This is a genomic window from Elusimicrobium simillimum (assembly GCF_049639735.1).
GTDB classification, from domain to species: domain Bacteria; phylum Elusimicrobiota; class Elusimicrobia; order Elusimicrobiales; family Elusimicrobiaceae; genus Elusimicrobium; species Elusimicrobium simillimum.
Genome location: NZ_JBEVVA010000003.1, coordinates 1849198 through 1875115, shown reverse-complemented (window position 1 = coordinate 1875115; position 25918 = coordinate 1849198). Strand labels below are relative to the sequence as shown.

General features: G+C 44.9%; 25 protein-coding genes and 1 tRNA gene. 23 read left to right on the top strand and 3 right to left on the bottom strand.

Annotated elements, in window-relative coordinates:
- Positions 1–14: 14 nt before the first annotated feature.
- Positions 15–701 carry a RadC family protein gene (gene radC, locus AAIR98_RS09535; RefSeq protein ID WP_423971963.1) on the top strand — a complete coding sequence of 229 codons (687 nt, stop codon included), beginning with the start codon at positions 15–17 and terminating at the stop codon, positions 699–701.
- Here radC and AAIR98_RS09530 read toward each other — a convergent pair.
- Positions 649–1542, bottom strand: a complete 894-nt coding sequence (locus AAIR98_RS09530; RefSeq protein ID WP_423971962.1) for a D-alanyl-D-alanine carboxypeptidase family protein — start codon at positions 1540–1542, stop codon at positions 649–651. The genes radC and AAIR98_RS09530 overlap by 53 nt on opposite strands.
- A gap of 140 nt (positions 1543–1682) precedes the next feature.
- Between AAIR98_RS09530 and AAIR98_RS09525 the strand changes: the two genes are divergently transcribed.
- The 4 genes from AAIR98_RS09525 to AAIR98_RS09510 all read left to right on the top strand — a co-directional run bounded on the left by AAIR98_RS09525 (position 1683) and on the right by AAIR98_RS09510 (position 6220).
- On the top strand, positions 1683–2699 hold the full coding sequence (locus tag AAIR98_RS09525; RefSeq protein WP_423971961.1) for a hypothetical protein: 1017 nt from the start codon (positions 1683–1685) through the stop codon (positions 2697–2699).
- Positions 2700–2709: 10 nt separating this feature from the next.
- Positions 2710–3696 (top strand): hypothetical protein, encoded by a 987-nt coding sequence (locus tag AAIR98_RS09520; RefSeq protein ID WP_423971960.1) that lies wholly within the window; start codon positions 2710–2712, stop codon positions 3694–3696.
- 106 nt (positions 3697–3802) lie between these two features.
- Complete coding sequence (purB, locus tag AAIR98_RS09515) at positions 3803–5194, top strand: adenylosuccinate lyase (protein WP_423971959.1); 1392 nt, start codon at positions 3803–3805, stop codon at positions 5192–5194.
- A 9-nt stretch (positions 5195–5203) separates the two neighbouring features.
- Positions 5204–6220: an adenylosuccinate synthetase gene (locus AAIR98_RS09510; protein ID WP_423971958.1), complete on the top strand. Its 1017-nt coding sequence runs from the start codon at positions 5204–5206 to the stop codon at positions 6218–6220.
- Between the two features lie 62 nt (positions 6221–6282).
- Here the strand turns inward: AAIR98_RS09510 and AAIR98_RS09505 are convergent, their stop codons facing one another.
- Positions 6283–6807 (bottom strand): ORF6N domain-containing protein, encoded by a 525-nt coding sequence (locus tag AAIR98_RS09505; protein WP_423971957.1) that lies wholly within the window; start codon positions 6805–6807, stop codon positions 6283–6285.
- A gap of 258 nt (positions 6808–7065) precedes the next feature.
- Here AAIR98_RS09505 and rpsF point away from each other — a divergent pair, with 258 nt between their 5' ends.
- From rpsF to rplI, 4 genes are all read left to right on the top strand, one after another.
- Positions 7066–7380: a 30S ribosomal protein S6 gene (gene rpsF, locus AAIR98_RS09500; RefSeq protein ID WP_423971956.1), complete on the top strand. Its 315-nt coding sequence runs from the start codon at positions 7066–7068 to the stop codon at positions 7378–7380.
- 7 nt (positions 7381–7387) lie between these two features.
- A complete protein-coding gene (locus AAIR98_RS09495; protein ID WP_423971955.1) occupies positions 7388–7831 on the top strand; it encodes a single-stranded DNA-binding protein in 444 nt (147 codons plus the stop codon).
- 29 nt (positions 7832–7860) lie between these two features.
- Positions 7861–8190, top strand: a complete 330-nt coding sequence (rpsR, locus tag AAIR98_RS09490) for a 30S ribosomal protein S18 (protein ID WP_423971954.1) — start codon at positions 7861–7863, stop codon at positions 8188–8190.
- 70 nt (positions 8191–8260) lie between these two features.
- A complete protein-coding gene (gene rplI, locus AAIR98_RS09485; protein WP_423971953.1) occupies positions 8261–8719 on the top strand; it encodes a 50S ribosomal protein L9 in 459 nt (152 codons plus the stop codon).
- Between the two features lie 280 nt (positions 8720–8999).
- On the opposite strand, the gene AAIR98_RS09480 is transcribed toward rplI, so the two are convergent.
- Positions 9000–9482, bottom strand: a complete 483-nt coding sequence (locus tag AAIR98_RS09480) for a type IV pilin protein (protein WP_423971952.1) — start codon at positions 9480–9482, stop codon at positions 9000–9002.
- 134 nt (positions 9483–9616) lie between these two features.
- Here AAIR98_RS09480 and gcvT point away from each other — a divergent pair, with 134 nt between their 5' ends.
- From gcvT to AAIR98_RS09410, 14 genes are all read left to right on the top strand, one after another.
- Positions 9617–10696 (top strand): glycine cleavage system aminomethyltransferase GcvT, encoded by a 1080-nt coding sequence (gene gcvT / locus AAIR98_RS09475; RefSeq protein ID WP_423971951.1) that lies wholly within the window; start codon positions 9617–9619, stop codon positions 10694–10696.
- A 28-nt stretch (positions 10697–10724) separates the two neighbouring features.
- Entirely contained in the window at positions 10725–11102 is a 378-nt protein-coding gene (gene gcvH, locus AAIR98_RS09470; protein WP_423971950.1) for a glycine cleavage system protein GcvH, read from the top strand.
- A gap of 66 nt (positions 11103–11168) precedes the next feature.
- Positions 11169–12491: an aminomethyl-transferring glycine dehydrogenase subunit GcvPA gene (gcvPA, locus tag AAIR98_RS09465; protein WP_423971949.1), complete on the top strand. Its 1323-nt coding sequence runs from the start codon at positions 11169–11171 to the stop codon at positions 12489–12491.
- A gap of 2 nt (positions 12492–12493) precedes the next feature.
- Complete coding sequence (gcvPB, locus tag AAIR98_RS09460; RefSeq protein ID WP_423971948.1) at positions 12494–13936, top strand: aminomethyl-transferring glycine dehydrogenase subunit GcvPB; 1443 nt, start codon at positions 12494–12496, stop codon at positions 13934–13936.
- A 35-nt stretch (positions 13937–13971) separates the two neighbouring features.
- Positions 13972–16473: a phosphoenolpyruvate--protein phosphotransferase gene (gene ptsP / locus AAIR98_RS09455; RefSeq protein WP_423971947.1), complete on the top strand. Its 2502-nt coding sequence runs from the start codon at positions 13972–13974 to the stop codon at positions 16471–16473.
- A gap of 10 nt (positions 16474–16483) precedes the next feature.
- Complete coding sequence (gene nagE / locus AAIR98_RS09450; protein ID WP_423971946.1) at positions 16484–17896, top strand: N-acetylglucosamine-specific PTS transporter subunit IIBC; 1413 nt, start codon at positions 16484–16486, stop codon at positions 17894–17896.
- A gap of 1 nt (position 17897) precedes the next feature.
- Positions 17898–18695 carry a glucosamine-6-phosphate deaminase gene (gene nagB, locus AAIR98_RS09445; RefSeq protein WP_423971945.1) on the top strand — a complete coding sequence of 266 codons (798 nt, stop codon included), beginning with the start codon at positions 17898–17900 and terminating at the stop codon, positions 18693–18695.
- Positions 18689–19819: an N-acetylglucosamine-6-phosphate deacetylase gene (gene nagA, locus AAIR98_RS09440; protein ID WP_423971944.1), complete on the top strand. Its 1131-nt coding sequence runs from the start codon at positions 18689–18691 to the stop codon at positions 19817–19819. Before nagB ends, nagA begins: the two co-directional genes overlap by 7 nt.
- A gap of 56 nt (positions 19820–19875) precedes the next feature.
- Positions 19876–19947, top strand: a tRNA-Phe gene (locus tag AAIR98_RS09435).
- Between the two features lie 441 nt (positions 19948–20388).
- Positions 20389–21084, top strand: a complete 696-nt coding sequence (locus AAIR98_RS09430; protein ID WP_423971943.1) for a lipoate--protein ligase family protein — start codon at positions 20389–20391, stop codon at positions 21082–21084.
- Complete coding sequence (locus tag AAIR98_RS09425) at positions 21084–21779, top strand: hypothetical protein (protein WP_423971942.1); 696 nt, start codon at positions 21084–21086, stop codon at positions 21777–21779. Before AAIR98_RS09430 ends, AAIR98_RS09425 begins: the two co-directional genes overlap by 1 nt.
- Positions 21776–24097, top strand: a complete 2322-nt coding sequence (locus tag AAIR98_RS09420; protein WP_423971941.1) for a DUF748 domain-containing protein — start codon at positions 21776–21778, stop codon at positions 24095–24097. Before AAIR98_RS09425 ends, AAIR98_RS09420 begins: the two co-directional genes overlap by 4 nt.
- A gap of 9 nt (positions 24098–24106) precedes the next feature.
- Positions 24107–24688, top strand: a complete 582-nt coding sequence (locus AAIR98_RS09415) for a phosphoribosyltransferase family protein (RefSeq protein ID WP_423971940.1) — start codon at positions 24107–24109, stop codon at positions 24686–24688.
- Entirely contained in the window at positions 24689–25861 is a 1173-nt protein-coding gene (locus AAIR98_RS09410) for a class I SAM-dependent rRNA methyltransferase (RefSeq protein WP_423971939.1), read from the top strand.
- Positions 25862–25918 lie beyond the last annotated feature (57 nt).

Below are 25918 nucleotides of genomic sequence, written 5' to 3'. Positions count from 1 at the left end.
ACTATAATACAAGTATGGATGAAAAAGAAAAACCAAGCTATCACGGCCATAGAGAAAGGATAAAAGCAAAATTTCTTGCCCACGGGCTGGACGGATTTTTAGAGCATGAGGTGGTGGAACTTATGCTTACCTACTCTATCGCGCGTAAAGATACTAAGCCTATCGCGTGGGATTTATTAAAAAAGTTTGGTTCGCTTTCGGGCATTATGGACGCCACGGTGCAAGAGCTTATGGAAGTTAACGGCATAGGCAAAGAGACCGCTGTGTTTATAAAGTTTGCCAGAGGTTTGGTTAAAAAGTATTCCTACGATGTTATAAAAAATACCGATATTATAAGAACGCCTGAAGACGTGGCTACCTATTGCCGCGCGTCGCTTGCCAGCGCGAAAGAGGAAGTGTTTGAAGTAATTTATTTAACCGTAAGAAATACAATTATTAAAACAGAAATTTTATCTATGGGCGAGATTGACCGCGCCAGCATTTCGCCAAGAAAGATTATTGAGGGCGCCTTAAAAGCCAAAGCCGTAGGCATGGTGCTTGTTCACAATCATCCCTCTGGCGACCCAAGCCCCTCTTCAGAAGATATTTCCTTTACGCGGGAAGTTATAAAGGCCGCTTCCGTCATGGGCATTTTAGTGCACGACCATATTATTGTTGCGCGCGGCGGATATCATAGCCTGCGGGCAAAGAATCATATATAGGCTGCGTAAGCACACCAATTTTTGCGTTGTCTATACTATTGGAGGGCGGAATATAATCCAACAGCGGTATCTCGTCAAAATATTCAAGGTAAGTTAAAATGTCATCAATATGAGCGTCTATAAACTTTAACGCTTCCTTCCAACTGCCGTCAAAAATGTTGTTTTTAAGGTAAACGCCTTCACGCCCCATATACCTGTAGTGCCAGGGTTCGTATGGGTTGGCGTCCGGGCCAAGCGTCATTACAAAACCGTATTTTTCGCTGTTCTTGGCAAGCCAGGCAACCTCTTTGCCGTTTTTAATAAACGGGCGTTTTTTTCCTCTAAAATCTACGGTTGTGCCAAGTAAATGTTGTGATGTGTAGCCGCTGGCGGCGTATTTGGCCATGCCTCTTCTGGCGTATTGCTTTTTAATTTGTTTTTGCTGCGCTGGCGTGCGGGTGGCGGAGAGTATGGAAAGAGTAAGCTTTTCTCTTTTAGCGTCACGCATCAGGCGGTCCAGGTCCGGCATGGTGGCGGCCGTTAACTCCAGCCCGGGCCTGCACACGGGTATTTTGCCGCCGTTAGAATTATGTTCGTCTATCTGCATAAGGCAGACTGGTTCGTACTGGTCACCCACAGGGTACTGGTCTATTCTTCTAAAAACTTCTAAATTGCCCACAACAAAGCGCAGGGCAAAAGCAAAAGCAAATTCGTCCGCCAAAACAGCTTCCGCGTTTATCCCCTCAAACGCCAAAATTTTATTAAGCGCTTTGGTACGCGCCGGGTTTGTATGTTTGTTTTGGGCAAACACTGCTGATGTTATAAATATAACAATAAATGTAAACAAGATGTATTTTTTCATAATTTTAATGTACACTATAATTGTAATTTGGGAAACACCCACTTATAATTATAATGATAATTTTTAAATAGTGTATACGTAGTATGGTGTATTAAATTTATTTGTGATATATTTATTATGCTGTGCTTATGGAGGGAAAAATGGTAAGAAACATCAAGATTTTTGCTGTGCTTTTGGCGGGGGTATTTGTTTTTGCGGCTTGTGATTCAAGCAGTGACAGTCCTTCCACCCAAATATTTTCTGTTTTAAACACACAAACCGCAACCGTATACAGAGATAATTCCGTAACAATTTCTTCTATGGACGCCAGTGTGACCACAGACGGTAAAGGCGGGATGACCGTTTCCACCTACGTGCCTGTTGTAAGCGGCGGCACCATTGCCTGGACTAAACAGAACGAAAACTTCCAGCATGAAGATCTGGTAAATTCTTACTACGACGCGTACAGATTTAAAAGAGAAGTGTCAGACACCGTAACAAGCGGCGGCACAACCATAGATTATACCGCCACAAATTACCTGCTTGTAGGCGGCAGAAGAGCGGGGCTTAAATATGGTGATTTTGGGTATTGGTCGGAAACGGTAAAAGCCAATGTAACGGGCGACACTGTTGAGGCAAACCCTAATTATTCCGTGACCAAAAGAGATTGGGCCACATTTTTAGTCTATGACCCGGCCATGAAACCCACAAATTTACCTACAGATAATGAAAATGACTACACTTTCTCCGGCCGTGTGCTGGGTGGTGTGGACCTGTATAACAGCAACGGCGATTTTGTGGAAACCTCAGCCATGTCAGGCGACGTTACGCTTAACGCTAATTTTAAAGACAGAACCATGAGCACAGACATGAGCCTGACCGTAGGCAGCGACAAATGGTATGACCTTAACGTAAGCACCACCAACGGCGTGCAGAACGACGGGTCCTTCACCAACGCTTCGGGCGGTACAATTAACATAACCGGCGACTACGACCAAAATAACAAATACGCCAAACCTATTACAGGCGGGTACAGCTCTGAGTTTAACGGGCAATTCCTTGGCGAAGACGGCAAAATACCGGCGGAAGTTATAGGCCAGTTTAACCTGCTTTTCAACAGTCTTAACGAGGCCGGTTACAGGCCGGAAGTTTACGGCGTATTCGGCGCTAAAAGGTAATTAAGTTTTGATGAACAGATTAAAAATATTTTTAAGCATTGCTGTGGGGGCGGCTGTTTTGGGGGCTTGTGATTCAGGCTCTTCCGGCCCCTCACAGCAAATTTTTACTGTTCTAAACCAACAAAACGCTATTGTTTTTAAAGACGGCGGCGTAAGCGCCAGCACTATGGACCCGGGGCAAACAGCCGGCGGTAAAGGCGGCGTTATCGTAAACGGTTATGTACCTACAATATCTGGCGGCGTGTTAAATTGGGTTAATAAAGAAGTTTCTTTTGAACAATCTGAGATGTCAGGCGAAACCGCCAACGCTATGGTTTTTAGCAAAATTGAGCAGGGCAGTGAAGTCAGCTCAGGCTCAGTTTTAGATTATACAACAACCAGCGTTCTTACGCTTGGCGGCGTTAAAACAGGCCTTAAGTACGGCGACTTTGGCTATTGGGCGGAAACAATTGCCGTTGACATACGCGGTAATTTAGAAACCCAGATGACAAAAGATTTTTGGGCCACAATGTTAATTTATGACCCTGCTTACAGGGCCAGCATGATACCGGAAGACCCATCTACATACGCTTTTAGCGGCAATGTGCTTGGCGGGGTGGACCTTTACAATGACCAGAATGAAGTTGAAGAGACTTCCGCCATTTCAGGCAGTATAACGCTAAACGCTAATTTCAGAGACAAAACCGTAGACGCGCAAATGGATTTAAATATAGGCACTGATAAATGGTACACCGTTAATTACATGGGTAACAGCGGTATAGGCGCGGACGGCCAGGTGCAGGATAATGACAGTTTGACATTAACCGGTTATGATGATAACCAAAAATACTCCGCCCCAGGCACAGGCAATATGAGTTCGTATTTCCAAGGGCAGTTTATGGGGGAAGCGGGCTACGTGCCGGAAGAAGTTTTGGGCCACTTTGACATACATTTTGACGCGTTAAATAAGATGGGCTACAGGCCCGATATATACGGCGTTTTCGGAGCAAAAAGATAAAATATTTCTACAAAACCCTTATATCCTAAGGGTTTTTTTATGCGCGGCGCACAGGCTGCGGCGATGGGTCGCGTAAAGTTGTTAAACATAGTATAATGGACAAGGCATGTTAAAAAGTTATCTAAGCCCGCTTGACGGGCGCTACTTCAACAAAACATATAATCTGCCCCAGGTAATGGGGGAGCACGCTCTTACGCAAAACCGTGTAAGGGTAGAGGTGGAATATTTTAAAGCACTCTGTGCGCTTGGCCTGCCCGGGCTGCCCAAGCTTAAACCCGCGGAAATTAAAATACTTGATTCTATTTTACCGCTGAAAGAGGCCGACTACCAGGTTATAAGAGACATTGAATTTAAAGGCTATAAAGATATTAAGGCAACCAACCATGATGTTAAGGCTATAGAGTATTTTCTTAAAGATAAGCTTGTCAAAACCAGCCTTAAAAACCGTCTTGAGTGGATACATTTTGCCTTAACCTCAGAGGACATTAACTCCACCACCTACGCGCTTATGCTGCGTGACGGGCTGGAAGCGGTAATACTGCCGGAACTTAAAAAAATACAAAAAGTTTTAGACCAAATGTCTAAAAAATACGCGGGTACCGTGCTTTTGGCACGTACTCACGGCCAGGCCGCAGTGCCCACAACTTTTGGTAAAGAATTTAGAGTTTTTGAGTACCGTTTAAGACGCCAGATAGAGCAGTTAAGTAAAATGGCGGTTTCGTGCAAGCTTGGCGGCGCGGTGGGTAATTTTAACGCGCACATGGCCGCTTTTGAAAAGATTAACTGGCAGCGTTTCGCGGCCAAGTTTATAGAGTCTTTTAATAAAGGCCATAAAAACAAAATTTTCTTAAACGAAGTCTCCACGCAGATTGACCCGCACGACACTTACGCCGAACTTTTTGACAACCTGCGCCGCGCCAACACAATACTGTTGGATTTCAGCCAAGACGTTTGGCGTTATATAAGCGACGATTTTATTAAACAAAGAACTATAGACGGCGAGGTAGGTTCTTCCACCATGCCGCAAAAGGTTAACCCGATAGATTTTGAAAATGCCGAGGGCAACCTAGGCCTGGCAAACGCTATGTTTGGGTTTTTCTCGGGCAAACTGCCTATCTCAAGATTACAAAGAGACTTGTCGGATTCCACCGTATGCCGCAATTTTGCCAGCGCGTTTGGTTACTGTATGGTAGCGTACGCCGCCTTACTCAAAGGGCTTAGCAAGATTGAGGTAAACCAGGCTAAAACCAAAGAGGCTCTGTTGGCGCACCCGGAAGTATTGGCCGAAGCCTACCAAACAATACTGCGCGCGGGCGGCGTTAAAAACCCGTACGAAAAACTTAAAGCGCTTACAAGGGGCCAAAAGATAACGGACGCCTCTTTAAAAGAGTTCATAGACAATTTAGACGCAGACGTAAAAATAAAAACAAAACTTAGAAAACTTTCAGTACAGAATTACACCGGTATAGCGGCGTTTCTGGCTAAAGGTACAAAGTAAGGGGACAAGATGATAGACATAGTTAGCGGCGGCCAGGCCGGTGATGAGGGCAAAGGTAAAATATCTGCCTATCTTTCTTATAAAGGCAATTATTCTTACTGCGTGCGCGTAGGCGGGCCAAACGCCGGACATACGGTAATTTTTAACGGTAAGAAATATACCTTAAAAAATATCCCCTCCGGGTTTCTTAACCCTAAAACAAAGCTGGTTTTGGGCGCCGGGGCATATACTAAACTGGAGTGGTTAATGGCGGAACTTGAGGCAACAGGCACCCATGACAGAATCATAATTGACCCGCACGCCGTGCTTATTAATGACGACCAGACCAATGCCGAAAAAGGCGACGAACATTTTATGGGCAGCATAGGCAGCGTGGGCACAGGCCTTGGCCAGGCGGTAAAAGACCGTATTGAACGCCGCAAAATTACATTTGCCAAAGACGAACCTTTGCTTAAACAGTATATCCAGGACGTGCCGGAACTGCTTAACAAAGCCCTTCTTAATAATGAGGATATTTTGCTTGAGGGCACACAGGGCATTAAATTATCCTTATTACACGGGGAATACCCGTTTGTAACCTCACGTGATACAACGGCCTGCACATTTTTGGCCGAAGCCGGTTTAGGCCCCAAAGCTGTTAGAGACGTGTACGTTATATTTAAACCTTATGTCAGCCGCGTGGGCCCGGGCCCGCTTACGGGTGAAATAACGGAAGAAGAAGATCTGGAAGTTTACCACACCAAGGGCGGGGAAGTAGGCTCCGTCAGCAAACGCTTAAGACGTATTGGTGATTTTGAACCTTACTACGCTAAGCGTGCGGTTGCCATAAATAACGCAACCAAAATTGCCATTACCCACATAGACATGTTTAAAGGTAATGATAATATTAAGTCTTATGCTGATTTTACGCCCGAAGCCAAGCAGTTTATTGAGGGCATAAACGACATGATGAAAGATATTTACCCCAGCCCAAAGGTTGGCATGGTATCATTCGGCGCGGAATTAGAAGACGTTATAATGTTATAAAAAAGATATTAATAAAGCCCCGCTTACAAGCGGGGCTTTTGTATTTGCTATTTCTTTAAAAACTAAGGCTTAAATCCTATTTTTTTAGATTCTTTTTCGTCCGCCTGTAATAGTGCGTTAATAGCGGTAATTACATCATCCACCCGCTTATCATTCTTCTCCATATAAAGAAAAAGCGTTTTTTCTAAGGCGGTCAGGCGGCTGTCCGCCCTATCGGCAAATTGTTTGCTGAGCGCGTATTGGCGCAGCGCTACAAAGGTTCTTATTATTTCTATATTTATAGCAATTGCGCGTTTGCTGTTAAGCACGCTTGAAAGCATAGCTACACCATGTTCTGTAAAAACATAGGGCAGCTTTCTGCGGCCGCCGTGTGAACTTGATATTCCAGTTTGGAATCTCAAGTTTTCCCATTCGTCTTTTGTTAACCTAAACATAAAATCCTCCGCAAAACGTTCGATATTTCTTTTAACGGCTTTATTTAGGTTGAATGTTTCCACCTGGTAAAGGGCAGCTAAGTCGCTGTCAAGCATAACCCGCTGCCCGCGCACAAATAAAACTTTGTTTTCTATTTTTATAATATCCGTCATGTGTTAATTATATGAAAAAGATTAAATATGTGTCACTATTTTGATACTATTGTTACTTATATGGACCGGTCACAATTTGTGACCTCAAGTTTGCTAATCGTTATTTGACACTTTTTGGTATTTTAGTTATAATAATAACAAGGAAAAAGCAGGCCCGGGCGTTAGGTGAACAGCCCAAAATTGCTTAGAGATCCGCGAGATAACAAAAAATGTACAGTTATCTTGCAGGGTTTTTTTTATTAAAAATGAACAAGGACTATGAGAACTTACGAAACAGTAACAATAGTTAAACCTCAGCTTTCAGACAACGAAGTGGCTGAGTTTTTAAACTCTGCAAAAGAGTTTGTAACCAAAGCAGGCGGGGAAATTGTCTCCGAGGAAAAGCTTGGGAGAAGAAGATTTTCCCACGAAATAAACCACGTCAGAGACGGGTTTTATGTGTACTTAAAGTTCAAAGCTGAACCTGCTTTCATTAAGAGCTGGGACGATATGGCCAAGTTAAATGAAAATATTCTCCGCTCTATAGTTATGCTGTCTGTTGAAGTTAAAGCCAAACAGCCGGCTGTAAAATAGGTTTATTATGGCAGCACAAATAAGAATACCGGAACAAAATTTAGTTCTGCTTACGGGAAGACTGACAAGAGACGCTAACACGGCATTTACCCAAAAGGGCCAGGCCGTAAGCCGTTTTGACATAGCAGTCAACCGCAGGTATATGGACGCCGGCGGCAACTGGCAGGATGAAGTAACATTCGTCCCCGTTGTGCTCTGGGGCCCTTCTGCGGAACGCTCAAAAGACAGACTAAAAAAAGGTGTGCCTGTGCATGTTGAGGGCCGTCTTATACTTAATGAATATACAGGTAAAGACGGGCAGCAGCATAAAATAATGCAGGTTAACTGCAGAAGAATACAGATTTTACAGTCTGGTTTCTCAGATTCGCAAGAGTCAAATTCAAGTGCTGCATTTAGGGACGACGCTCCCGTAGACAATGAACCATCTATAGACGATGATGTTCCTTTCTAAAAATTTACAAATAACAAGAGGGAAGTAAAATGTCAGAAGAAAACGTTAAAACAACTGAAACCGCCGCTCCCGCAGCAGCCAGATCAGAAAGGCCGGAAAGAACAGAAAGACCCGCAAGAGCTCCTTTTGCCAAAAAACGCTTTGAAAGCAGAAGAAAAGTTTGCAAACTTTGCGCTGATAAAGTTGACCATGTTGATTACAAAAACTTTCAGTTTATCAAGTCTTTCACAATGGAATCAGGTAAAATCCTGTCCAGACGCATTACAGGCACATGTGCCAAGCACCAGCGCCAAATTGCGTCCGCAATAAAAAGAGACAGAAACTTGGCAATCTTGCCATACTCACTGCCCAAAAAATAATTTTGGTATTGCCGGGCGGTTTATAGTGATATAAACGGTGCAATATCTAATCTAAGGAGACAGAATTACAATGAAAGTCATTTTAAGAAAAGACGTAAAAAATTTAGGCACGGTGGGCGATGTTGTTGAAGTTAAACCCGGTTACGGCAGAAACTTCTTATTACCCCAGGGCCTGGCTGAATTAGCTACCCCCGGCGCCATAAAAAATTGGCAGCTTGGCGCGGAAAGAAGAGCTAAAAAAATAGAAGCCGACCTTAAAGCCGCCCAGGCCGTTGCCGCTAAGCTTAAAGACGTTGTGCTCACATTTAACAAAAGCGTAAACGCTGACGGCGTAGTATTCGGTTCAGTTAACAAGGCCGACATCTACAAAGCTCTTACAGAACTTGGCCATACAGTCGCCAAAGAAAACATTGAACTTGATATGCCTATAAAGAAACTTGGCGAAACAGATGTTAACATCTATTTCAAACCCACGGTTTCTGCAGTAATCAAAGTAAAAATAGAGCCCGTAGTAGTAGAAGCCAAATAAGCATTTAAAAAAAAGCCCGCTCATTTGAGCGGGCTTTTTTATCCCCAAATCTTTGAGTTATTTTTGATTTTTATTGTTTTGACACACCCCGTCCGCCCTGTGGGCTCCTCGCGTCAAGTGTGCCAAAACAATAAAAATCAAAACTAATCTCAAATCTTCGGGGCCCCTATATATAAAACTTAATTTTTCACTTTCAATTCTCGTATCCCCCGAAGCGAGCTAAAATCAAAAGAGCCCCTTATTGGGGGCCCTTTTGATTTATCTTAATTTTTATCTTAAACTAGTATGCTTTTATAAGGTCATAGCCTGCGTTTTCTAAGGTGGAACGGTAGGCTTCGCCGTCTTTAACGTCTATAGTACAGTCTTTAGCTCCTATGCCGCCGCTGCTTTCAATATAAAGCCAACAGGCAAACTCGCCTTTTTGGTCATTAAAGTTAACCTCAAAGCGTCCGTCTGGGTGGCAAGCTATGCCATAGGTAAAATATTTTGTTTTATAGCCGCTCACATCCGCCGCGTAAGTGCCGCCGCTAAGGTCAATATCCAGCATATCCACACAATCTTTATCATATGCTATTGCAGAGGGCGCTATGCCTGCCATGGCATACCGCTGGCCTGCCTTTTCAAGCGCGCTTATAGTTGTTGCCACTTCGGCCGCGCGGCTTTTTTTAACGGCTTTTGTGTATTGCGGCAGCGCTATGGCCGCCAAAATACCTATAATAAGCACTACAACCAATAACTCTATTAATGTGAAGCCCTTTTTCATATTGTTCTCCTTTAATTCCCTCTTTTAATGAGTATAATAAATTATCGGTTAAATAAACAGGGCATATATTGTCTTGCATGTGCAAAAATATGGTTTATTTTATAGAATATGATTACGATATCAATGGGGGACAAATGTCACACACTAAACACTTACAAAGAACGCCGCTTTTTGACGCCTGTGTTAAGGCTGGCGGCAAGATGGTTGACTTTCACGGCTGGGAGCTTCCCATACAATTTGCAGGTATTATAGCTGAGCACAACGCCGTGCGTGAAAGCGCCGGTATGTTTGACGTTTCGCACATGGGCCAGCTGCTTATGACCGGCAGTGACGCGCACAAATTTTTAGAATATACTACCTCAAATAAAATTAAAAACACTCCCGGCGCGGGCACCTATACCCACGTGCTTAACGAGAACGGCGGCGTAGTGGACGATGTTGTCGCGTTCTGTCTTGAGCAGGACAAATATATGGTTGTGGTAAACTCCGCCACTACCAACAAAGATTTTGAATGGTTTACCAAGCAAACCTCAGGCTTCAATGTTTCTATTGAGGATGTTAGCCAGCATTTTGGCATGATAGCGCTGCAGGGCCCCAAAGCGCTTGAAATAGCGGATGAACTGGAGGAAGAAACCTCAAAACTGCCCAGGTTTAATATTAAGGAAGAGGTTATTTTTGGCCAAATTTGTTACATTACCCGCACAGGCTATACTGGGGAAGACGGTGTTGAAATTATGGCGCCCGCCAAAGCAATACAAAATATTTGGGATTTCTTTTTAGAACGTGAAGTCGCGCCTTGCGGCCTTGGCTCTAGGGATGTGCTGAGGCTGGAGGCCGGGTATCTGCTGTACGGCACGGACATTGACGATAACCATACATCCTACGAGGCAAACTGCGGCTGGGTTGTTAAGTTAGATAAGCCGGACTTTGTGGCCAAGCAAATATTACAGGCGCAAAAAGAGTTTGGCGTTAAAATAAAATTAACGTCATTTAAACTCACGGGCGCGGGCGTGCCAAGGGGCGGCTGCAAAGTTTTGTTTAAAGGGGAAGAAATAGGCAGTTTAACCAGCGGCACATACTCTCCTTTATTTAAAGGTATAGGTAAAGGTTACGTAAAAAACATTTTGCAAGAGGGTGACGAGGTGGAAATACTGGCTGGGGAAAGAAAAATGCCGGCTGAAGTTGTAAAAAGTTTTTATAAAAATAAAGTTTAGAGTTTGGCGACAAACCACAGGAGAGAATATGTTTGACCAAGAAAAAGCTAAATACGCAAAAACCCACGAATGGGCATTTATAGACGGCGACCACGCCACCATAGGCATTAGTGACCATGCCCAGCATGAAATCAGCGACATCGTTTTTGTTGAACTGCCCAAATTAGGCGCCAAAGTAGAAGCGGGCAAGCAAGCCGCTGTTATTGAGTCAGTAAAAAGCGCGTCAGACGTTTACTCCCCTTTGTCAGGCGAAGTTGTTGAGGTTAACTCACAGGCCGCTAACGAGTCTTCTATAGTAAACAAAGAACCGCACGGTTCGGGCTGGCTGTTCAAAATTAAAATGTCAAACCCCAAGGAAGTTGACTCTCTTCTGACATTTGACCAGTACAAAGAAATGATAAAATAAATTTTGTTTCTTATACCCCCTGTAAACTTTGCAGGGGGTTATTTTCCAGTTACAGCAGAGGTTTTTATGTTTATATCAAACAGCGCGGAGCAAAGGCGTGAGATGCTTGCCTTGCTTGGCCACAACACAATAGAAGATTTAATTAAGCAGGCGGCCCCGGGCCTGGCGGAAGTAAAATATAATTTGCCCGCCGCGCTTACCGAGGCCGAACTTTTTGCCCATATTGACGCCGTAGCCGCTAAAAATAAAACAGCGGTTAACTTTGCCGGTGCGGGAGCGTATGAACATTTTGTTCCCGCCGCGGTTAACGCAATCAGCGGCAGGGGCGAGTTTTTAACAGCTTACACCCCTTACCAGGCCGAGGCCAGCCAAGGCACCCTGCAAGCTATTTACGAATACCAAAGCTGCATTTGCGCTTTGTTTGACATGGACGTATCCAACGCGTCCCACTACGACGGCGCTACAGCACTGGCCGAAGCTGTGATAGCGGCGGTAAAAATAAAAAATAAAAACACCATTTTAATACCGCAGGCACTCCACCCGCATTATAAAGAAACTTTAAAAACTTATTATAAAAATACGGATATTAAGTTTGTAGAAGTTTCCTGCGCTTCCGGCCCTATGGACGCGGCGGATTTAAAAGCAAAGCTTAATGACGGCGTTGCCGCTGTTGTTCTGGCCAACCCCAACTTTTTTGGCGCGGTGGAAGATGTAGATACTCTTAACGCGATAGTAAAAGAAGCTGGAGCTTTGCTTATAGCGTCCGTCAACCCTTTAAGCCTTGGCGTGCTTAAAACCCCGGGTTCTTACGGCGCGGATTTTGCCGTTGGCGAGGGCCAGGTGCTTGGCAATAAACTTAACTTTGGCGGGCCGTTCCTTGGTATTTTTACATGCAAAAAGGAACACGTGCGCAGTTTGCCCGGCCGTGTTGTAGGCATAGCCAAAGATAAATATGGCGAACGTTCTTTTGTGCTTACTTTGCAGGCCAGAGAGCAGCATATAAGACGTGAACGCGCCGCCTCCAACATTTGTTCTAACCAGGCTTTGTGCGCATTAAACGCCGCTATTTACCTTACGCTTTTAGGCGCTGAAGGCGTTAAAGAAGTGTGCGGGCTTAACCTTGAGAACGCGCATTATTTAAAAGATTCTTTGGCCGCTTTACCCGGTTATAAAATTAAATTTAACAGCCCGTTTTTTAATGAGTTTGTTGTAGAGTGCCCCGTGCCCGCAAACAAGGTAATTAAAAAACTTGCCAAAAAGGGTGTTGTGGCGGGATATTCTTTAGAAAAATTTGGTAAAGAATATAAAAACTGCCTGCTTGTATGCGCTACGGAAACTAAAACAAAAACGGACATTGACGCTTACGCCAAACTTATGGGAGGTATTTAATTATGAAGAAACTTATTAAACATAACGAGCTTTCCATAGAAAAATCAGTACAAGGCAAAAGAGGGATTGTTTTTAGTAAAGCCTCAGCGGCGGATAAATATTTGCCCGCTTCCGCGCTTAGAACAAGCAAAATTAATTTGCCAGAACTTAGCGAGTTTGAAGTGGTGCGCCACTTTACCAACCTGTCCCGCTTAAATTATTCTTTAGACACGCATTTTTACCCGCTTGGTTCCTGCACTATGAAGTACAACCCCAGAGCGTACGAAGCCGTTGCCGCTATGGCGCCGTTTACAGACGTTCACCCATATGCGGACGAATCTTTAGCGCAAGGCACCTTGGAGTTTATGTATAACTTAGAGCGTGATCTTAGCGATATCTGCGGCCTGCATTCATTTACGCTTCAACCCGCAGCTGGTGCGCATGGCGAGTGGACAGGCGTGCTTATAGCCAAAGCTTTCCACAATGCTAACAAAGACAAACAGCGTACCGAAGTTATTATCCCCGACACAGCGCACGGCACCAACCCGGCTACCGCCAACATGGGCGGGCTGACTGTTGTTAACATAAAATCAGGCGCGGACGGTTGCGTGGACTTAGAAGCTTTAAAAGCTGTACTCGGCCCCAAGACGGCGCTTGTCATGTTAACAGTGCCCAATACGGCTGGTTTATTTGAAAAAGATATTAAACAAATATCACAAATGGTGCATGACGCCGGCGCTTTGCTTTATATGGACGGCGCCAACTTTAACGCGCTTATAGGCATAGCCAAACCGGGCGAGCTTGGCGCGGATATTTTGCACCTTAACCTGCACAAAACATTTTCCACCCCGCATGGCGGCGGCGGCCCGGGCTCTGGCACTGTCGGCGTGGCGGAGCGTTTGGCGCAGTTTTTACCCGGCCCCGTGGTTGTTAAAAAAGGCGATAAATATACCTTTGAAACGCCCAAAAAATCTATCGGCCGCGTAAAAGCGTTTCACGGTAATATAGGCGTACTGCTTAAAACATACTGTTATATCAGGCAGCATGACGGCGATACTCTTAAAAATATCGCGCACAACGCTATACTTAACGCCAATTATATTAAGGAAAAACTTAAAGAGTTTTACCCCGCTTTCTTTGACCGCCCGTGCATGCACGAGTGCGTGCTTACAACAGACGGCAGCAAAATGCAGGGTGTAAAAACATTGGACGTAGCTAAACGTCTTTTGGATTACGGCTTTTACGCGCCTACGGTATATTTCCCGTTAATAGTGCCGGAGGCTATTATGATAGAGCCTACGGAAACGGAATCCAAAGATATGCTGGATAAGTTTATTCTTGCTATGGAAAAAATATTTGAAGAGGCCGTACAGTCACCCTCATTGGTGACGGACGCGCCGCAAACACAACCCGTAAAAAGAATAGACGAAGTAAGCGCGGCCAGAGAGCCTAACTTACGCTGGTAGTTGTTTACAGTAAATTTAAATTAAGGAACACCGATATGAATTTAGAAATTTTTGCCCCTGTCACAGGGAAAGTAACTCCTATAGAACAAGTGCCTGACCCGGCGTTTTCAGAAAAAATGCTTGGCGACGGTATCGCTATAGACCCTGAAGCTGGCGTAATTGTAGCGCCGTTTGACGGCACCATTTCCAGCCTGAACGAGAACTTGCACGCCATCAGCGTGACAAGTGCGGGCGGGGCGGAAATTCTAATTCATATCGGCGTAGAAACAGTAGCGCTTAAAGGCAAAGGTTTTAAAGCTTTTGTTAAGCAGGGAGACACCGTTAAAAAAGGTGACAAAATGCTGGAAGTTGATTTTGACTTTATCGGCGCCAACGCGCCCAGCAAGCTTGTTATAGTAATTGTCACTAACCCTATGGAAACAGAAGTGCACAAAACCACGGCCGCGACGGTTGAAGCGGGCAGAGATTTTATTTTAAATATAGGCGAACGCAGACAAGCGGCGGAAGATTCTTCCGGCCCCGAAATAATTTCAACACCTGTTAAAATTATTAATAAAAACGGCATTCACGCCCGCCCGGCCGGCGTAATGGCAAGCATTGCCAACAAGTTTTCTTCTAAAATAGAAATTGCCAAAGGCGACAAAAAAGCCAGCGCCAAAAGTATAGTTTCAATAATGGGCCTGGGCTTAGGTTATGAAGATACTATTACCATTCACGCCGCAGGCCAGGACGCTGAGGACGCTATAAAAGCGTTAATGTCCGCCATTAAAGAAGGGCTTAACGAAACCGAAGAAGACCACGCCGCGCCCGCCCCGCAGGCCGCCGCGCAAAACGACGGCGCGGACTTAACTAAAGAAGCCAAACTGGGCGGCATCAGCGCAAGCGCTGGTTTTGTAACAGGCAAGGCCGTGCTTATTAAAGAAGAAGAACTTGCCATTCCCGCAACCAACCAAGGCCCTGCCAAAGAGGCCGAAATACTTAACGCCGCCATCAATAAAGTAAAAGAAGATATTAAGGCTGAATTAGCGGCTGCCGGCGGAAAACAAAGCTTTGAAGAAATTTTAAAAACACATATGGGCATTTTGGAAGACCATTATCTTTTAGACAGCGCAAAGTCTTTTATCTCATCTGGCCAAAATGCCGCGCAGGCTTTTGTAAGTGCTGTATCAAAAAGTGTGGAAATACTTTCCGCCGCCCAAAATGCGCTTATTAAAGAGCGTGTGGCGGACTATAAAGATTTACAAAAACGTGTTGTTATGGCAGTAACGGGCGCCAAACCCAAAGCGTTAAATATAGCGCCCGGCAGCATTTTGGTAGCGCAGGAATTTTTGCCTAACGATATTTCTAAATTAGACAGTAATGTAGCAGGCGTAATATCCGCCGCAGGCTCGGCCACTTCACACGCTTCTATCATGCTTAGAAACGCGGGCGTGCCGGCTTTGGTAAACGTGGGCGATGTTGTGCTGGGCATAAAAGGCGGCGAGGATATTGTACTTAACGCTACTGACGCTTACGCTGTATTCAACCCGTCTGACTCTGTAAAAAAAGAAGCGGCGGCGCAGGTAGAAAAAAATAAAAAAGCGTCAGAAGAAAACCTGCTCAACGCGGGCAAAGAAGCCAAAACTACCGACGGTGTTTTAATAGCCGTTGAGGGTAACGTAGGCAGCTTGGAAGAAACAGAGAAAGCCGCCAAAAGCGGCGCCGACGGCCTTGGCTTAATAAGAACAGAATTTATTTTTGCCGCTTATAAAACAGTACCCACAGAAGAAGAACAGTTTAAAGCGTACAACGATATTTTAACCGCCATGAACGGAAAACCCGTTACCTTCAGAACATTTGACGTAGGCGGCGATAAACCTGTGGCTTACATGAATATCCCCCACGAAGAAAACCCGATAATGGGCCTAAGAGGCGTACGTAACTACGAGGCCAACAAAGAGCTTATCACCAACCAAATAAGAGCTTTGCTCCGCCTAAAACCGCAGTCAAACGTGCGTATTATGATACCCATGATTTCCTCCGCCCGTGAACTTGACTATATGATAAGCGTATTTGAGCAGGAAAAGAAAAACCTTAACATGACCGAAAACTATAACTTGGGTATTATGGTAGAAATACCGTCTGTGGCTATTTTGGCCGACAGGTTTATAAAGCATGTAAATTTCTTTTCAATAGGCACTAACGATTTAACGCAATATACCGTTGCCATAGACAGAGGCAACGCGCAGCTGGCCAAATACTCCAGCAGTTTTAACCCCGCTGTACTTACATTAATTAATATGACCGCAAACGCCGCTAACAAGGCAGGTAAAAAAGCGGGCGTATGCGGCGGCATGGCCAGCCAGGTAAACGCCGTAGCTTTATTAATAGGCCTTGGCGTAAGAGAGCTTGCGGTATCCGCGCCGGAAATTGCTAATATAAAAGCATTGATAAGAACATTAAGCGTTAGCGAATGCGAAGCGTTCGCGCGTGAAGCCATGAGCCTTAGAAGCAGTGTAAACGTAAGAGAATTAGTTAAACAAAAATACAATCTGTAAAAGGATAAGTATGAAAGCGATATTTTCAAAAGTAGCCGGGGTGTTTAGCACGCTTGGTAAAGCGTTAATGCTGCCCATAGCCGTACTGCCGCTGGCAGGACTGCTGTTGGGTATTAGCCAAAAAGAAGTTTTGGATATTCCGTTTTTGGCGGCGGCGGGGCAGGCGGTTTTTACTAACCTTCCCGCTATATTCGCGCTTGGTGTTGCCATAGGGTTTTCTAAAGACAGTAACGGCGCGGCGCCGCTGTCTGCGTTTGTGGGTTATATAGTGCTGATAGAGGGGCTGCGCGTGCTTAACCCGGCCGTTGATATGGGTGTGTTCGCGGGTATTATAATGGGTATTTTAGCGGGCGTGTTTTACAACAAGTTTTATAATATCAACCTGCCGCAATATTTAGCGTTCTTCGGCGGTAAAAGATTTGTTCCCATTGTTACGGGCGCAAGCGCCGTTGTTGTGGCATTTTTGGCAAGTGTGCTGTGGCCGCCAGTGCAAAACGGTATTTCCGCGTTGGGCACATGGATTATAGAATCTAAAGAAGTCGGGTTATTCTCCTTTGGTTTTGCCAACAGGCTGTTAATACCGCTTGGTTTGCACCATATCTTAAACAATCTTGTCTGGTTTGTATTTGGTGATTTTACAGTAGTAAGCGGCGGCGTAAGCACTGTAGTGCATGGGGATTTGACCAGGTTTATGTCCGGCGACCCAACGGCGGGCGCGTTTATGGCGGGCTTCTTTCCGGTAATGATGTTTGGTTTACCTGCCGCTTGCCTTGCTATGCTGCTTAACGCTAAAACGGCTAAACGTAAAGCCACGCTTGGTATTTTGGCTTCTATGGCTTTTACCAGTTTTCTTACTGGTATTACAGAACCTATAGAATTTAGTTTTATGTTTTTGGCTTTCCCTCTTTACTTGCTGCATGCTTTGCTTACGGGTATTTCCATGGTGGTTATGGATATGCTTAATATTAAGCTTGGCTTCGCCTTTTCAGCCGGGCTGTTTGACTTTGTGCTTAACTGGAATAAATCTACCAACCCAAGCGGGCTCTTGATAGTTGGTTCCATTTACGCCGTGGTTTACTTTGTGGTGTTTTATTACGCCATTAAAATATGGGATTTAAAAACGCCCGGTAAAGAAGATGATGATATTACGCCTGTGCCGCAAAATACCGCAAGCTCCAACCCTAATTCCCGCGGGTGTTTATATTTAGAAGCGCTTGGTGGTAAAGAAAATTTAAAAGTAATAGATAACTGCGCCACACGCCTAAGGCTTGAAGTAATTGATAATGAAAAAGTTAAAGACGCCGTGTTAAAATCACTGGGCGCGCGCGGCGTGCTTAAACCTGGCGAAGGCGTGGTACAGGTTGTAATAGGCCCCCAGGCAGACGTTATAGCCAGCGAAATTAAAAAAGAGGCGGGTAAATAATATGCGTCTTATAGTGCCTGAAAATATCGGCCGTTACGCGGCGCAGCTGCTTAAAGAGAGAATGCATGGCAAAAAGAAGTTTACTCTCTGCCTGCCCACGGGCAGCACGTCTGTTGATATGTACAAAAACTTCCGCGCTTTGGTTGACGCGGGCAAAATGAGTTTTAAAAACGTGACAACGTTTAATATGGACGAGTATATTGGCATAGAGGCGGACTGCCCGCAGTCTTACTGTACATTTATGCGCCAGCACCTTTTTAATTATGTCGATATCAAACCCGAAAACGCGCACATGCCTGACGGCAACGCCAAAGATGTTGCGGCGGAGTGTATTGATTATGAAGAAAAAATAAAAAAGGCCGGCGGTTTGGATTTGGTTTTTGGCGGAGTGGGGGAGAACGGGCATATAGCTTTTAATGAGCCGTACTCATCACTCAACGGCCGCACGCATAAAGTATTTTTGACCGAGAGCACAATCAAAGCCAACTCACGCTTTTTTACCCCGCCCGATATGCCGCCAACCACAGCTATTACAGTTGGCATGGGTACAATAATGGACGCTAAAGAAGTTGTAATTTTAGTAACCGGTTTTAAAAAGGCCGAAGCCTTGCGCGCAGCTATAGAAGGCCCCGTTTGCAGCAAGTGGGTAATATCGGCATTGCAGCTGCACCCCAAGGCGGTTATAGTGGCTGACCAGGCGGCTTGCACTAATTTAGAGCCGTCCACCTTCGAGTACTTTAAAAATTTGAAAGACGAATATTCTGAAATTGAAGAGCTTTGTAAAAAAGATTTATGTTAATAAAAAACGCCAAATTAATTTTGCCTGACACTGTGCGTGATGGCGCCGTTTTGATTAAAAACGGGCGCATAGAGCGTGTGATTACTGAAGGTAATTTGCCGCAGGCTGAGCATGTGTATGACGCCTCCGGCGCCTACTTGGCCCCCGGGTTTGTAGACGTGCACATACACGGCACAGGCGGCCACGGCACGGAGGACATGACGGCGCAGTCTTTGCTGGATATGTCGCTAACGCTGGCGGGGCTTGGCGTAACATCGTTTTTCCCCACGCTTTACCCGGGCAGCAAAGCGGAGATGATTAAAAATTTAAAAGGTATTGTGGGCGCTTTTGGTAAAGAGCAGGGCGCTAAACTGCGCGGTCTGCATCTTGAGGGGCCGTTTATCTCGCCCGAGAAACCCGGCGTAATGAAACCGCAAGATATTTCACCTGTAGATATAGATTTTATGAGTGAGCTTGTTGAAGCGGGCGAGGGTAAAATAAAAATAATGACATTCGCCCCGGAGGTTGACGGCGCGGATAAATTGATAGACTTTGCCGCTAAACACGGTATATTTTTACAAGCGGGCCACACAAACGCCACTTATGAACAAATGATGGCGGCACGCGCTAAAGGCATTAGCCATGTTACGCACTTATTTAATGCTATGTCACCATTCACGCACCGCGCCCCCGGCGCGGCGGGCGCGGCTATGATGGAAGATTTCAGCGTTGAAATTATAGCCGACGGCGTGCATGTACACCCAGCCGTAGTATCCTTTTTAGGCAGAATAAAAAAGCCTGAGCAAATTGTGTTGGTGACAGACGCTCTTAAACCTACCGAGCAGCACGGCGGCCCCATGCTGGCCAACAGAGAAGCGGTTAAACTTGACGGCGGCGTATTTAAAAGACTAACGGACAATGTTATAGCAGGCTCCGCCCTTACAATGTTACACGGTATAAAAAATTTAGTTTCTTACGGGTTCCCGCTTGAAAACGCCATTCTGGCGGCGGCAAGCAATCCGGCTAAAATACTCGGCGTTAAAGACTGCGGGGTGGTTATGGCGGGTATGGCGGCCGATATCACATTGTTTGACGCTTCCTTCAATCTTCAAAAAGTATTTATCGACGGCAAAATTCTCTCATAATTAAATTTATTTGCGGGTAAACTTATTATTTGATATTATGTATATATAGTTTTAAAGCCGAGGTAGCTCAGTGGTAGAGCACTGGTCTGAAAAACCAGGTGTCGACAGTTCGATCCTGTCCCTCGGCACATTTTATTTTTATTGCATTTAATGCAATAAAAATAATCCCCAAACCTTTGGCCGTTTTTGCATTTTTATCAGTTCGGACACACACTTCACTCGCATAGCTCGTTACGGACAAGTGTGCCCCAACTGATAAAAATACAAAAACGGCTCAAATTTTTGGGGCCCCTGCCGCCATATTGGCGGCCTTAATTTTTTTGTGCGCTTCGCGTCCCAGCCAGTCGCTCTCTGCGCTCGCTTAATTTTCAATAAACGGAATAAAATTTCTTCGGCTTTTGGCGATTTTTGAATCTTTTCGTTTTCACCACATCCACCGTGTTGCCCGCACCAAATGTGCCGAAAACGAAAAGATTCAAAAACCACTCAAAATCCTGTGAAATTCACGGGCACAACGGCACTTATAATTATCTAATAACGCGTACGGCGTTTTTATGTAGAATAATCTTATGAACGGGTTTCTTATACAATCGCAGCCTTTAACGGTGCAGCAGCATATGGCGCTTGACGAAGCGCTCGCTCTTGCCATGCCTAAAAGCGAGGAGCAGTTTTTCCTGCGTTTTTATAACTGGGGCGGCGTTAACAACGCCATGACATTTGGCTACGCCCAGTTTTGGGCGGATATTGAGCGCGAGGCAGAGGCTAAAAATTTTACCGGCCCCATGGTGCGCCGCCCAACTGGCGGCGGCGTGGTTTACCATAACGGCGACTTAACTTTCAGCTGTATTTTTACTTCGCCGCTGCGCCGCGCGCAGGAATTATACGACAAGCTGCACGGCGCTATAAACAATAAAATTAATTTAAGTATGGCCGGTAAATCTGACGCGGGTATGTACGCCCCGTCGCTAAACGGCGCGGCTAACGCCTGTTTTGCCAACCCTGTGGAAAGTGATATTGTGGACGCACAAGGACGCAAAATACTTGGCGGGGCGATAAGGCGCTTTGATAATGTTATTTTATACCAAGGTTCTTTGCAGGACGCCGGCGCGCGTGATAATGAGGACCTGCAGGATAAAATAAAGCAGGCGGTTGCCCGTGAATGGGGTTTTATTTTCGCGCCCTACAGCATAACGCCGCAGTTAAACGCGCGTATGGAAGAAGAGTCTAAAAAATATTTAACTGATGAGTGGAACCAGAAGTTTTAATGAAGAACATTGTAAAGTTTTTTATAGCCGTATTTTGCTTGCCGCTGGTCTTTTTCTTTTTAAAAGAGATCAGCGTGTTGGCGTGGCATATAACATTAAATTTTAAAGTGGCTTTATTTTTTATCGGGGGCGGCATTCTATATTTACCGCTGCATTTTTTTGTGTACGATTTTTCGCGCCCGTACGTGGCCGCGCATGAGTTTACGCACGCCATAGCGGCGTTATTTTTTGGCTACCAGGTAAAATCCGTAAAAATTAAAAAACGCAGCGGCGCGGTTAAATTAAATGACTATAACGAGGCCGTTGTGCTGGCGCCGTATGTGCTGCCGTTGTATTTTGTGATGTGTTTGTTTGTTTTCGCCGTGCTTACCTACAACGGGTTTAACGGGGAATACTATAAAAACGCCTATTCTTTTGTGCTGGGGTTTTTGTTCAGTTTTCATATAACACATACGGTTATTACTCTGACCGAGGTTACCCAGCCGGACCTGCGTATGGCGGGCGGGGTAGTTTTTTCTCTGTTTTGTATAACGCTGTTTAACCTGCTGTTTATAATGCTGTTTATAGCGCTGATATTCCCTGAAAATATAGCCGTTTGGCCCACATTAAAGAGCGTTTTTACGCAAACATTTGTATTTTGGCAAAAAGTGCTAAACTATATTATATACCACGTTATAGAAATTTTACGGTTATGACAAAAAAAAGTGAACCTAAAAAAAGAAGTTTTTTAACTACATGTTTTATAATCACAGGCAAAGCAATAAAAATTTGCCTGGGGCTTGCCATAAAAACATTAACTTTTTTTATGCTTTTGATGGTGGTGTTGTCGGCGTTGTCATGGTTTTTATTTATTAAATATTTTAACGCGCAGCAGGTGTCGGAACTGCTGGCGGTGGAACTCCAGAAGGTAGTGGGCCGCCCGGTTGCCGTTGGCGCGGTGGAATTGCAGTTTTTCAATTTTGCCAAAATAGACAATGTAGTTGTGTTTGACGAGGAAATTACATCTGGCGCACCTATTTTAGAAGCCGGCGAAGTGTTGCTGCAGTATGACTTGTTGCCGCTGCTCAAAAAACATATTCATATTGAAAGCGTTGTTTTAAAAAACCCCAGGTTTGTTATCACAAAATCCCCGGAGGGCAATTTTAATGTGCCGCAAATTAAAGTTGCCGCGCCAACCGTAAGCGCCCCGGCCGCGCAGGCACAGGACTTTGCCTCCAGGCCTATTACATTTAAAATAGACGACTGGGAGATTGATAACGGCACATTTGTTTTTCGCGATATGGCCACAAATCATACGCAGTCTATTTACAGTGTAAACATGAAGTTTACGGATCTGGACCTTAACAAACGCTCCCGTTTTGAGACAGACTTTACCGTGCGCAATTCTTTTGGCAATACCATGACGGAAGTTTTGGTTAAGGCGGGCGGGCATGTGAATTTTGCCAATTTTAACTGGCAAAAATTTAACCTTAGAAATACCGATATTTCGCTTTCTTTTTTTAAAAAACCGGTTACTATAAATATGGATATGGATAACCTTAAAAACCCGTTTATATCGCTAACTATGAACATACCCGCGCTTAATGATGAGGACCTTTCTTTATTTTTAACAAAACCTATGGGCATTAATTTCCCGGCGGCAAAGGTGTCTGCCAATACTTCGCTTAAAAACGGTTACCAGCAGTTTGCCGTAACCAAACTTAGTTGGGCGGGTGCTGATATAAAGGCCACGGCGTCGGCCAATTTGCAGTTTGAAAAGGACAAACCCGTAAAAGGGGATTTTACCGTTAAGACGGACTATTTTAATCTTGCGGATAAACACAATATTTACGGTGAGATAAAACAATATAACCTTACAGGCCAGGCCAGTGTAAATATGAAGGCGGATTTTGCCGAAGGCAAGTTTAATATCCCTAATCTTGAGGTGCAGCTCAAAGAAGCCGCTGGTAAAGCAGGCAAATTAAACGGCGGGTTTAATATAGGCGCTGTTACGGGCACCGCTTACGCCAAAGATAATTTTGCCGTGTTGGGCGCTAAAACAACCACGGGCACGCTAAAAATAGGCAAGCAGACATTTACCGAGGTCGCGGGTACCTGTGAATATAAAAAGAATACTTTAAACGGCTTTGTTACGCACGCTAAAATAAACAATGTCCCCATGAAGCTGGCGGTGGATATTTTTAATTTTAAAAGCGATGTAAGACGCAGAATTACAACTAAGCTTTATATGCAGGAAATTGATATTATGCCGTTTTATGAGGTTATTGAAGACTTTGTTTACGCCATAGCTAAACCTTCTAAAACCAAATTCAGCGCGAAATATGAGGGCGACGACCTGGGCTGGCTGCATATGTTTAAAGACGGCATACCCAACTTTATGCGCAATTTTAAAGGCTTTATTACGGCGGATTATTTTAAATCAACGGTGCTTTCCGGCAGAGATTTACTGGTGGAGTTTGACCTTACGGGCCTATTGCCGGGGTTGGGGAAATTAGACGGTAAGTTAGACGCGCAGCTTGAAAACGGCACCATATACCAGCTGGAAAAAAAGGCCGAGCAGGAAAAAGCTTTGGGCATAGTATTTCAGCCGTTTATCGTCATGCACAGGATGGAAAAGGCCGGAAGTTTTAAGATTAACCAGGCTTTAAAAGACGTTAATTATAAAAAAATACTTCTCTCAACAGATTTTAAAAACGGTAAAATGGATATATTAAACGTTTACAGCGACGGCGGCACATTAGGCGTGGCGGCCAAGGGCAATGTGGACTGGGCGCAGGAAAAAATGGACGCTACCATATGGACTATATTCCGTAACACATCGCGCTCAGGCGCTTTGGCGGAAAATCTGACCGACGCTTCCGGCGCGCCCGCGCTGTCATTTAGAGTGCATGACAGAATGAGCAGCCCCAAGGTGGAGATGCTCCGCCCCAGAACAAGCGGCGCGGAAATAAAAAGTTCTATAGAAAAGGGCATAAGAACAGATTTTTCAGACGCTAAAAAATTTAAACCCTAGAGGATTATGATGAGAAATAAAAAACTGGATATTCTATCGCTTTTGCAGGAACACGGCGCACTTTTGGACGGACATTTCTGCCTGCCCTCAGGTATGCACAGCCAGCTTTATATACACGCAATTTCTCTTATGGCCCGCCCGCATATAGCGCAAAAAGTAGCACGCGCGATGTCTGATAAATTTACTAAGGAAGTGGACATTATCTTTGCCCCAACGGCGGAAACCTCGGTAATCGCGCAAGAGGTGGCCCGTGTGCGCGGGGTGCGCTCAATGTTTGCCGAAAAGTGCGAGCAAGGCTACCTTACACTTAAAAGAAATTTTATTATTAAACCCGGTGAAGCAGTGCTTATTGTAGACGACGTGTCAGTATCGGGCAAGAAAATAGAACGCGCCATTAACCTGGTACGCCAAATGGGCGGCAAGGTTATTGGGGTGAGCGTGATTGTAGACAGGTCCAGCGGATATTTGACCATCAACGTGCCATTGCGCGCGCTGGTGTCTTACCCGCTCAAGTCTCACCCGCCGGCGCAGTGCCCGCTGTGCAAAAGCAATATACCTTTAAATAATAAAGAAGATAACAGAGGAAAATAAATGATAGATATAAAACTAAAAGCCAGAGAAGAAAAACGTGTGTCCGCAGGCCACCTTTGGATATTCTCTAACGAAATAGAAAATTTGGACAAAACAGCCCAGCCCGGCACCTTATGCCGCGTGTTAAGCTCTGACGGCAGAACTGTGGGGCATGGCTACTTTAACCCCGCCACATTAATAGCGGTGCGCTTACTTAAGCGCGGGCCGGAACCCTTGGAAGATGACTTTATTTTTGAATATATAGACAACGCTTACACCTACAGAAAAGAAATAGGCATAAGAAAGTACGGCCGCATGGTATACGGAGAGGCCGACATGCTGCCCGGTCTTGTTATAGACCGCTATAACGATATTTTAGTTATAGATATTTTAACCGCCGGCATGGAACTGCTTAAAGACGATATTTTAAAAGCGGTTAAAAAAATATTTAAACCTAAAGGCGTTTTACTGCGTAACGACAACTCTTTCCGCGCTATGGAAAACTTGCCCTTAAAGCAGGAAATAATCGGCACTGTGCCGGAAACACTGACGGTAGAGGAAAATAAAGTTAAATATGAAATACCGGTATTAGACGGCCAGAAAACAGGTTTTTATTTTGACCAGCGTGAAAATAGGGAATTTTTAAAACCGTATTTTAAAGATAAGTTGGTGTTGGATTTATATTCTTATGTTGGCGGTTTTGGCGTATACGCGGCCGCTAACGGCGCGGCGCAGGTATGGGGTACTGATTCCTCCGCCCTGGCTGTAGAGTACGCCAATAAAAATGCCGAGCTTAACGGTGTTGCGGATGTTGCCGTTTACAGACGTGACGACGCTGAAAGAATACTTTCCGCCATGGGCAAAAAAGAATTGCCCGACCAGCCCGACATGGTGTTGCTTGACCCGCCGCCTTTTGTTAAAAACCGCAAAAGTTTACCGCAAGCCATTCAGCTTTACGTTAAGTTAAACCGCATGGCTTTAGAAGGTTTAGAGCCTGGCGGCTATCTGGCTACATCATCTTGCTCACACCATATTACAAGAGAAGTATTTGTGGATATTATAAGACAGGCAGCTTTCAAGGCCGGCAAGCGTGTTGTTATGCTGGAACTTAGAGGCGCGGCTAAAGACCACCCGGTGTTAGTAGGCATGCCGGAGACGGAGTATTTACACTTTGCGCTATTGCAGGTAAGGTAAGATTTAAATAAAAAAAGCCCGCCAAATTTTGGCGGGCTTTTTTGTGTCTAAATATTC

Coding starts and splice junctions, on each gene's coding strand:
- nagA (WP_423971944.1), top strand. CDS start 18,689: ATGTTAATAAAAAACGCCAAATTAATTTTGCCTGACACTGTGCGTGAT.
- AAIR98_RS09415 (WP_423971940.1), top strand. CDS start 24,107: ATGAGAAATAAAAAACTGGATATTCTATCGCTTTTGCAGGAACACGGC.
- AAIR98_RS09425 (WP_423971942.1), top strand. CDS start 21,084: ATGAAGAACATTGTAAAGTTTTTTATAGCCGTATTTTGCTTGCCGCTG.
- AAIR98_RS09520 (WP_423971960.1), top strand. CDS start 2,710: ATGAACAGATTAAAAATATTTTTAAGCATTGCTGTGGGGGCGGCTGTT.
- ptsP (WP_423971947.1), top strand. CDS start 13,972: ATGAATTTAGAAATTTTTGCCCCTGTCACAGGGAAAGTAACTCCTATA.
- gcvPB (WP_423971948.1), top strand. CDS start 12,494: ATGAAGAAACTTATTAAACATAACGAGCTTTCCATAGAAAAATCAGTA.
- AAIR98_RS09505 (WP_423971957.1), bottom strand. CDS start 6,807: ATGACGGATATTATAAAAATAGAAAACAAAGTTTTATTTGTGCGCGGG.
- gcvT (WP_423971951.1), top strand. CDS start 9,617: ATGTCACACACTAAACACTTACAAAGAACGCCGCTTTTTGACGCCTGT.
- AAIR98_RS09430 (WP_423971943.1), top strand. CDS start 20,389: ATGAACGGGTTTCTTATACAATCGCAGCCTTTAACGGTGCAGCAGCAT.
- radC (WP_423971963.1), top strand. CDS start 15: ATGGATGAAAAAGAAAAACCAAGCTATCACGGCCATAGAGAAAGGATA.
- nagB (WP_423971945.1), top strand. CDS start 17,898: ATGCGTCTTATAGTGCCTGAAAATATCGGCCGTTACGCGGCGCAGCTG.
- nagE (WP_423971946.1), top strand. CDS start 16,484: ATGAAAGCGATATTTTCAAAAGTAGCCGGGGTGTTTAGCACGCTTGGT.
- rpsR (WP_423971954.1), top strand. CDS start 7,861: ATGTCAGAAGAAAACGTTAAAACAACTGAAACCGCCGCTCCCGCAGCA.
- rplI (WP_423971953.1), top strand. CDS start 8,261: ATGAAAGTCATTTTAAGAAAAGACGTAAAAAATTTAGGCACGGTGGGC.
- AAIR98_RS09530 (WP_423971962.1), bottom strand. CDS start 1,542: ATGAAAAAATACATCTTGTTTACATTTATTGTTATATTTATAACATCA.
- gcvH (WP_423971950.1), top strand. CDS start 10,725: ATGTTTGACCAAGAAAAAGCTAAATACGCAAAAACCCACGAATGGGCA.
- purB (WP_423971959.1), top strand. CDS start 3,803: ATGTTAAAAAGTTATCTAAGCCCGCTTGACGGGCGCTACTTCAACAAA.
- gcvPA (WP_423971949.1), top strand. CDS start 11,169: ATGTTTATATCAAACAGCGCGGAGCAAAGGCGTGAGATGCTTGCCTTG.
- AAIR98_RS09510 (WP_423971958.1), top strand. CDS start 5,204: ATGATAGACATAGTTAGCGGCGGCCAGGCCGGTGATGAGGGCAAAGGT.
- AAIR98_RS09495 (WP_423971955.1), top strand. CDS start 7,388: ATGGCAGCACAAATAAGAATACCGGAACAAAATTTAGTTCTGCTTACG.
- rpsF (WP_423971956.1), top strand. CDS start 7,066: ATGAGAACTTACGAAACAGTAACAATAGTTAAACCTCAGCTTTCAGAC.
- AAIR98_RS09420 (WP_423971941.1), top strand. CDS start 21,776: ATGACAAAAAAAAGTGAACCTAAAAAAAGAAGTTTTTTAACTACATGT.
- AAIR98_RS09410 (WP_423971939.1), top strand. CDS start 24,689: ATGATAGATATAAAACTAAAAGCCAGAGAAGAAAAACGTGTGTCCGCA.
- AAIR98_RS09525 (WP_423971961.1), top strand. CDS start 1,683: ATGGTAAGAAACATCAAGATTTTTGCTGTGCTTTTGGCGGGGGTATTT.
- AAIR98_RS09480 (WP_423971952.1), bottom strand. CDS start 9,482: ATGAAAAAGGGCTTCACATTAATAGAGTTATTGGTTGTAGTGCTTATT.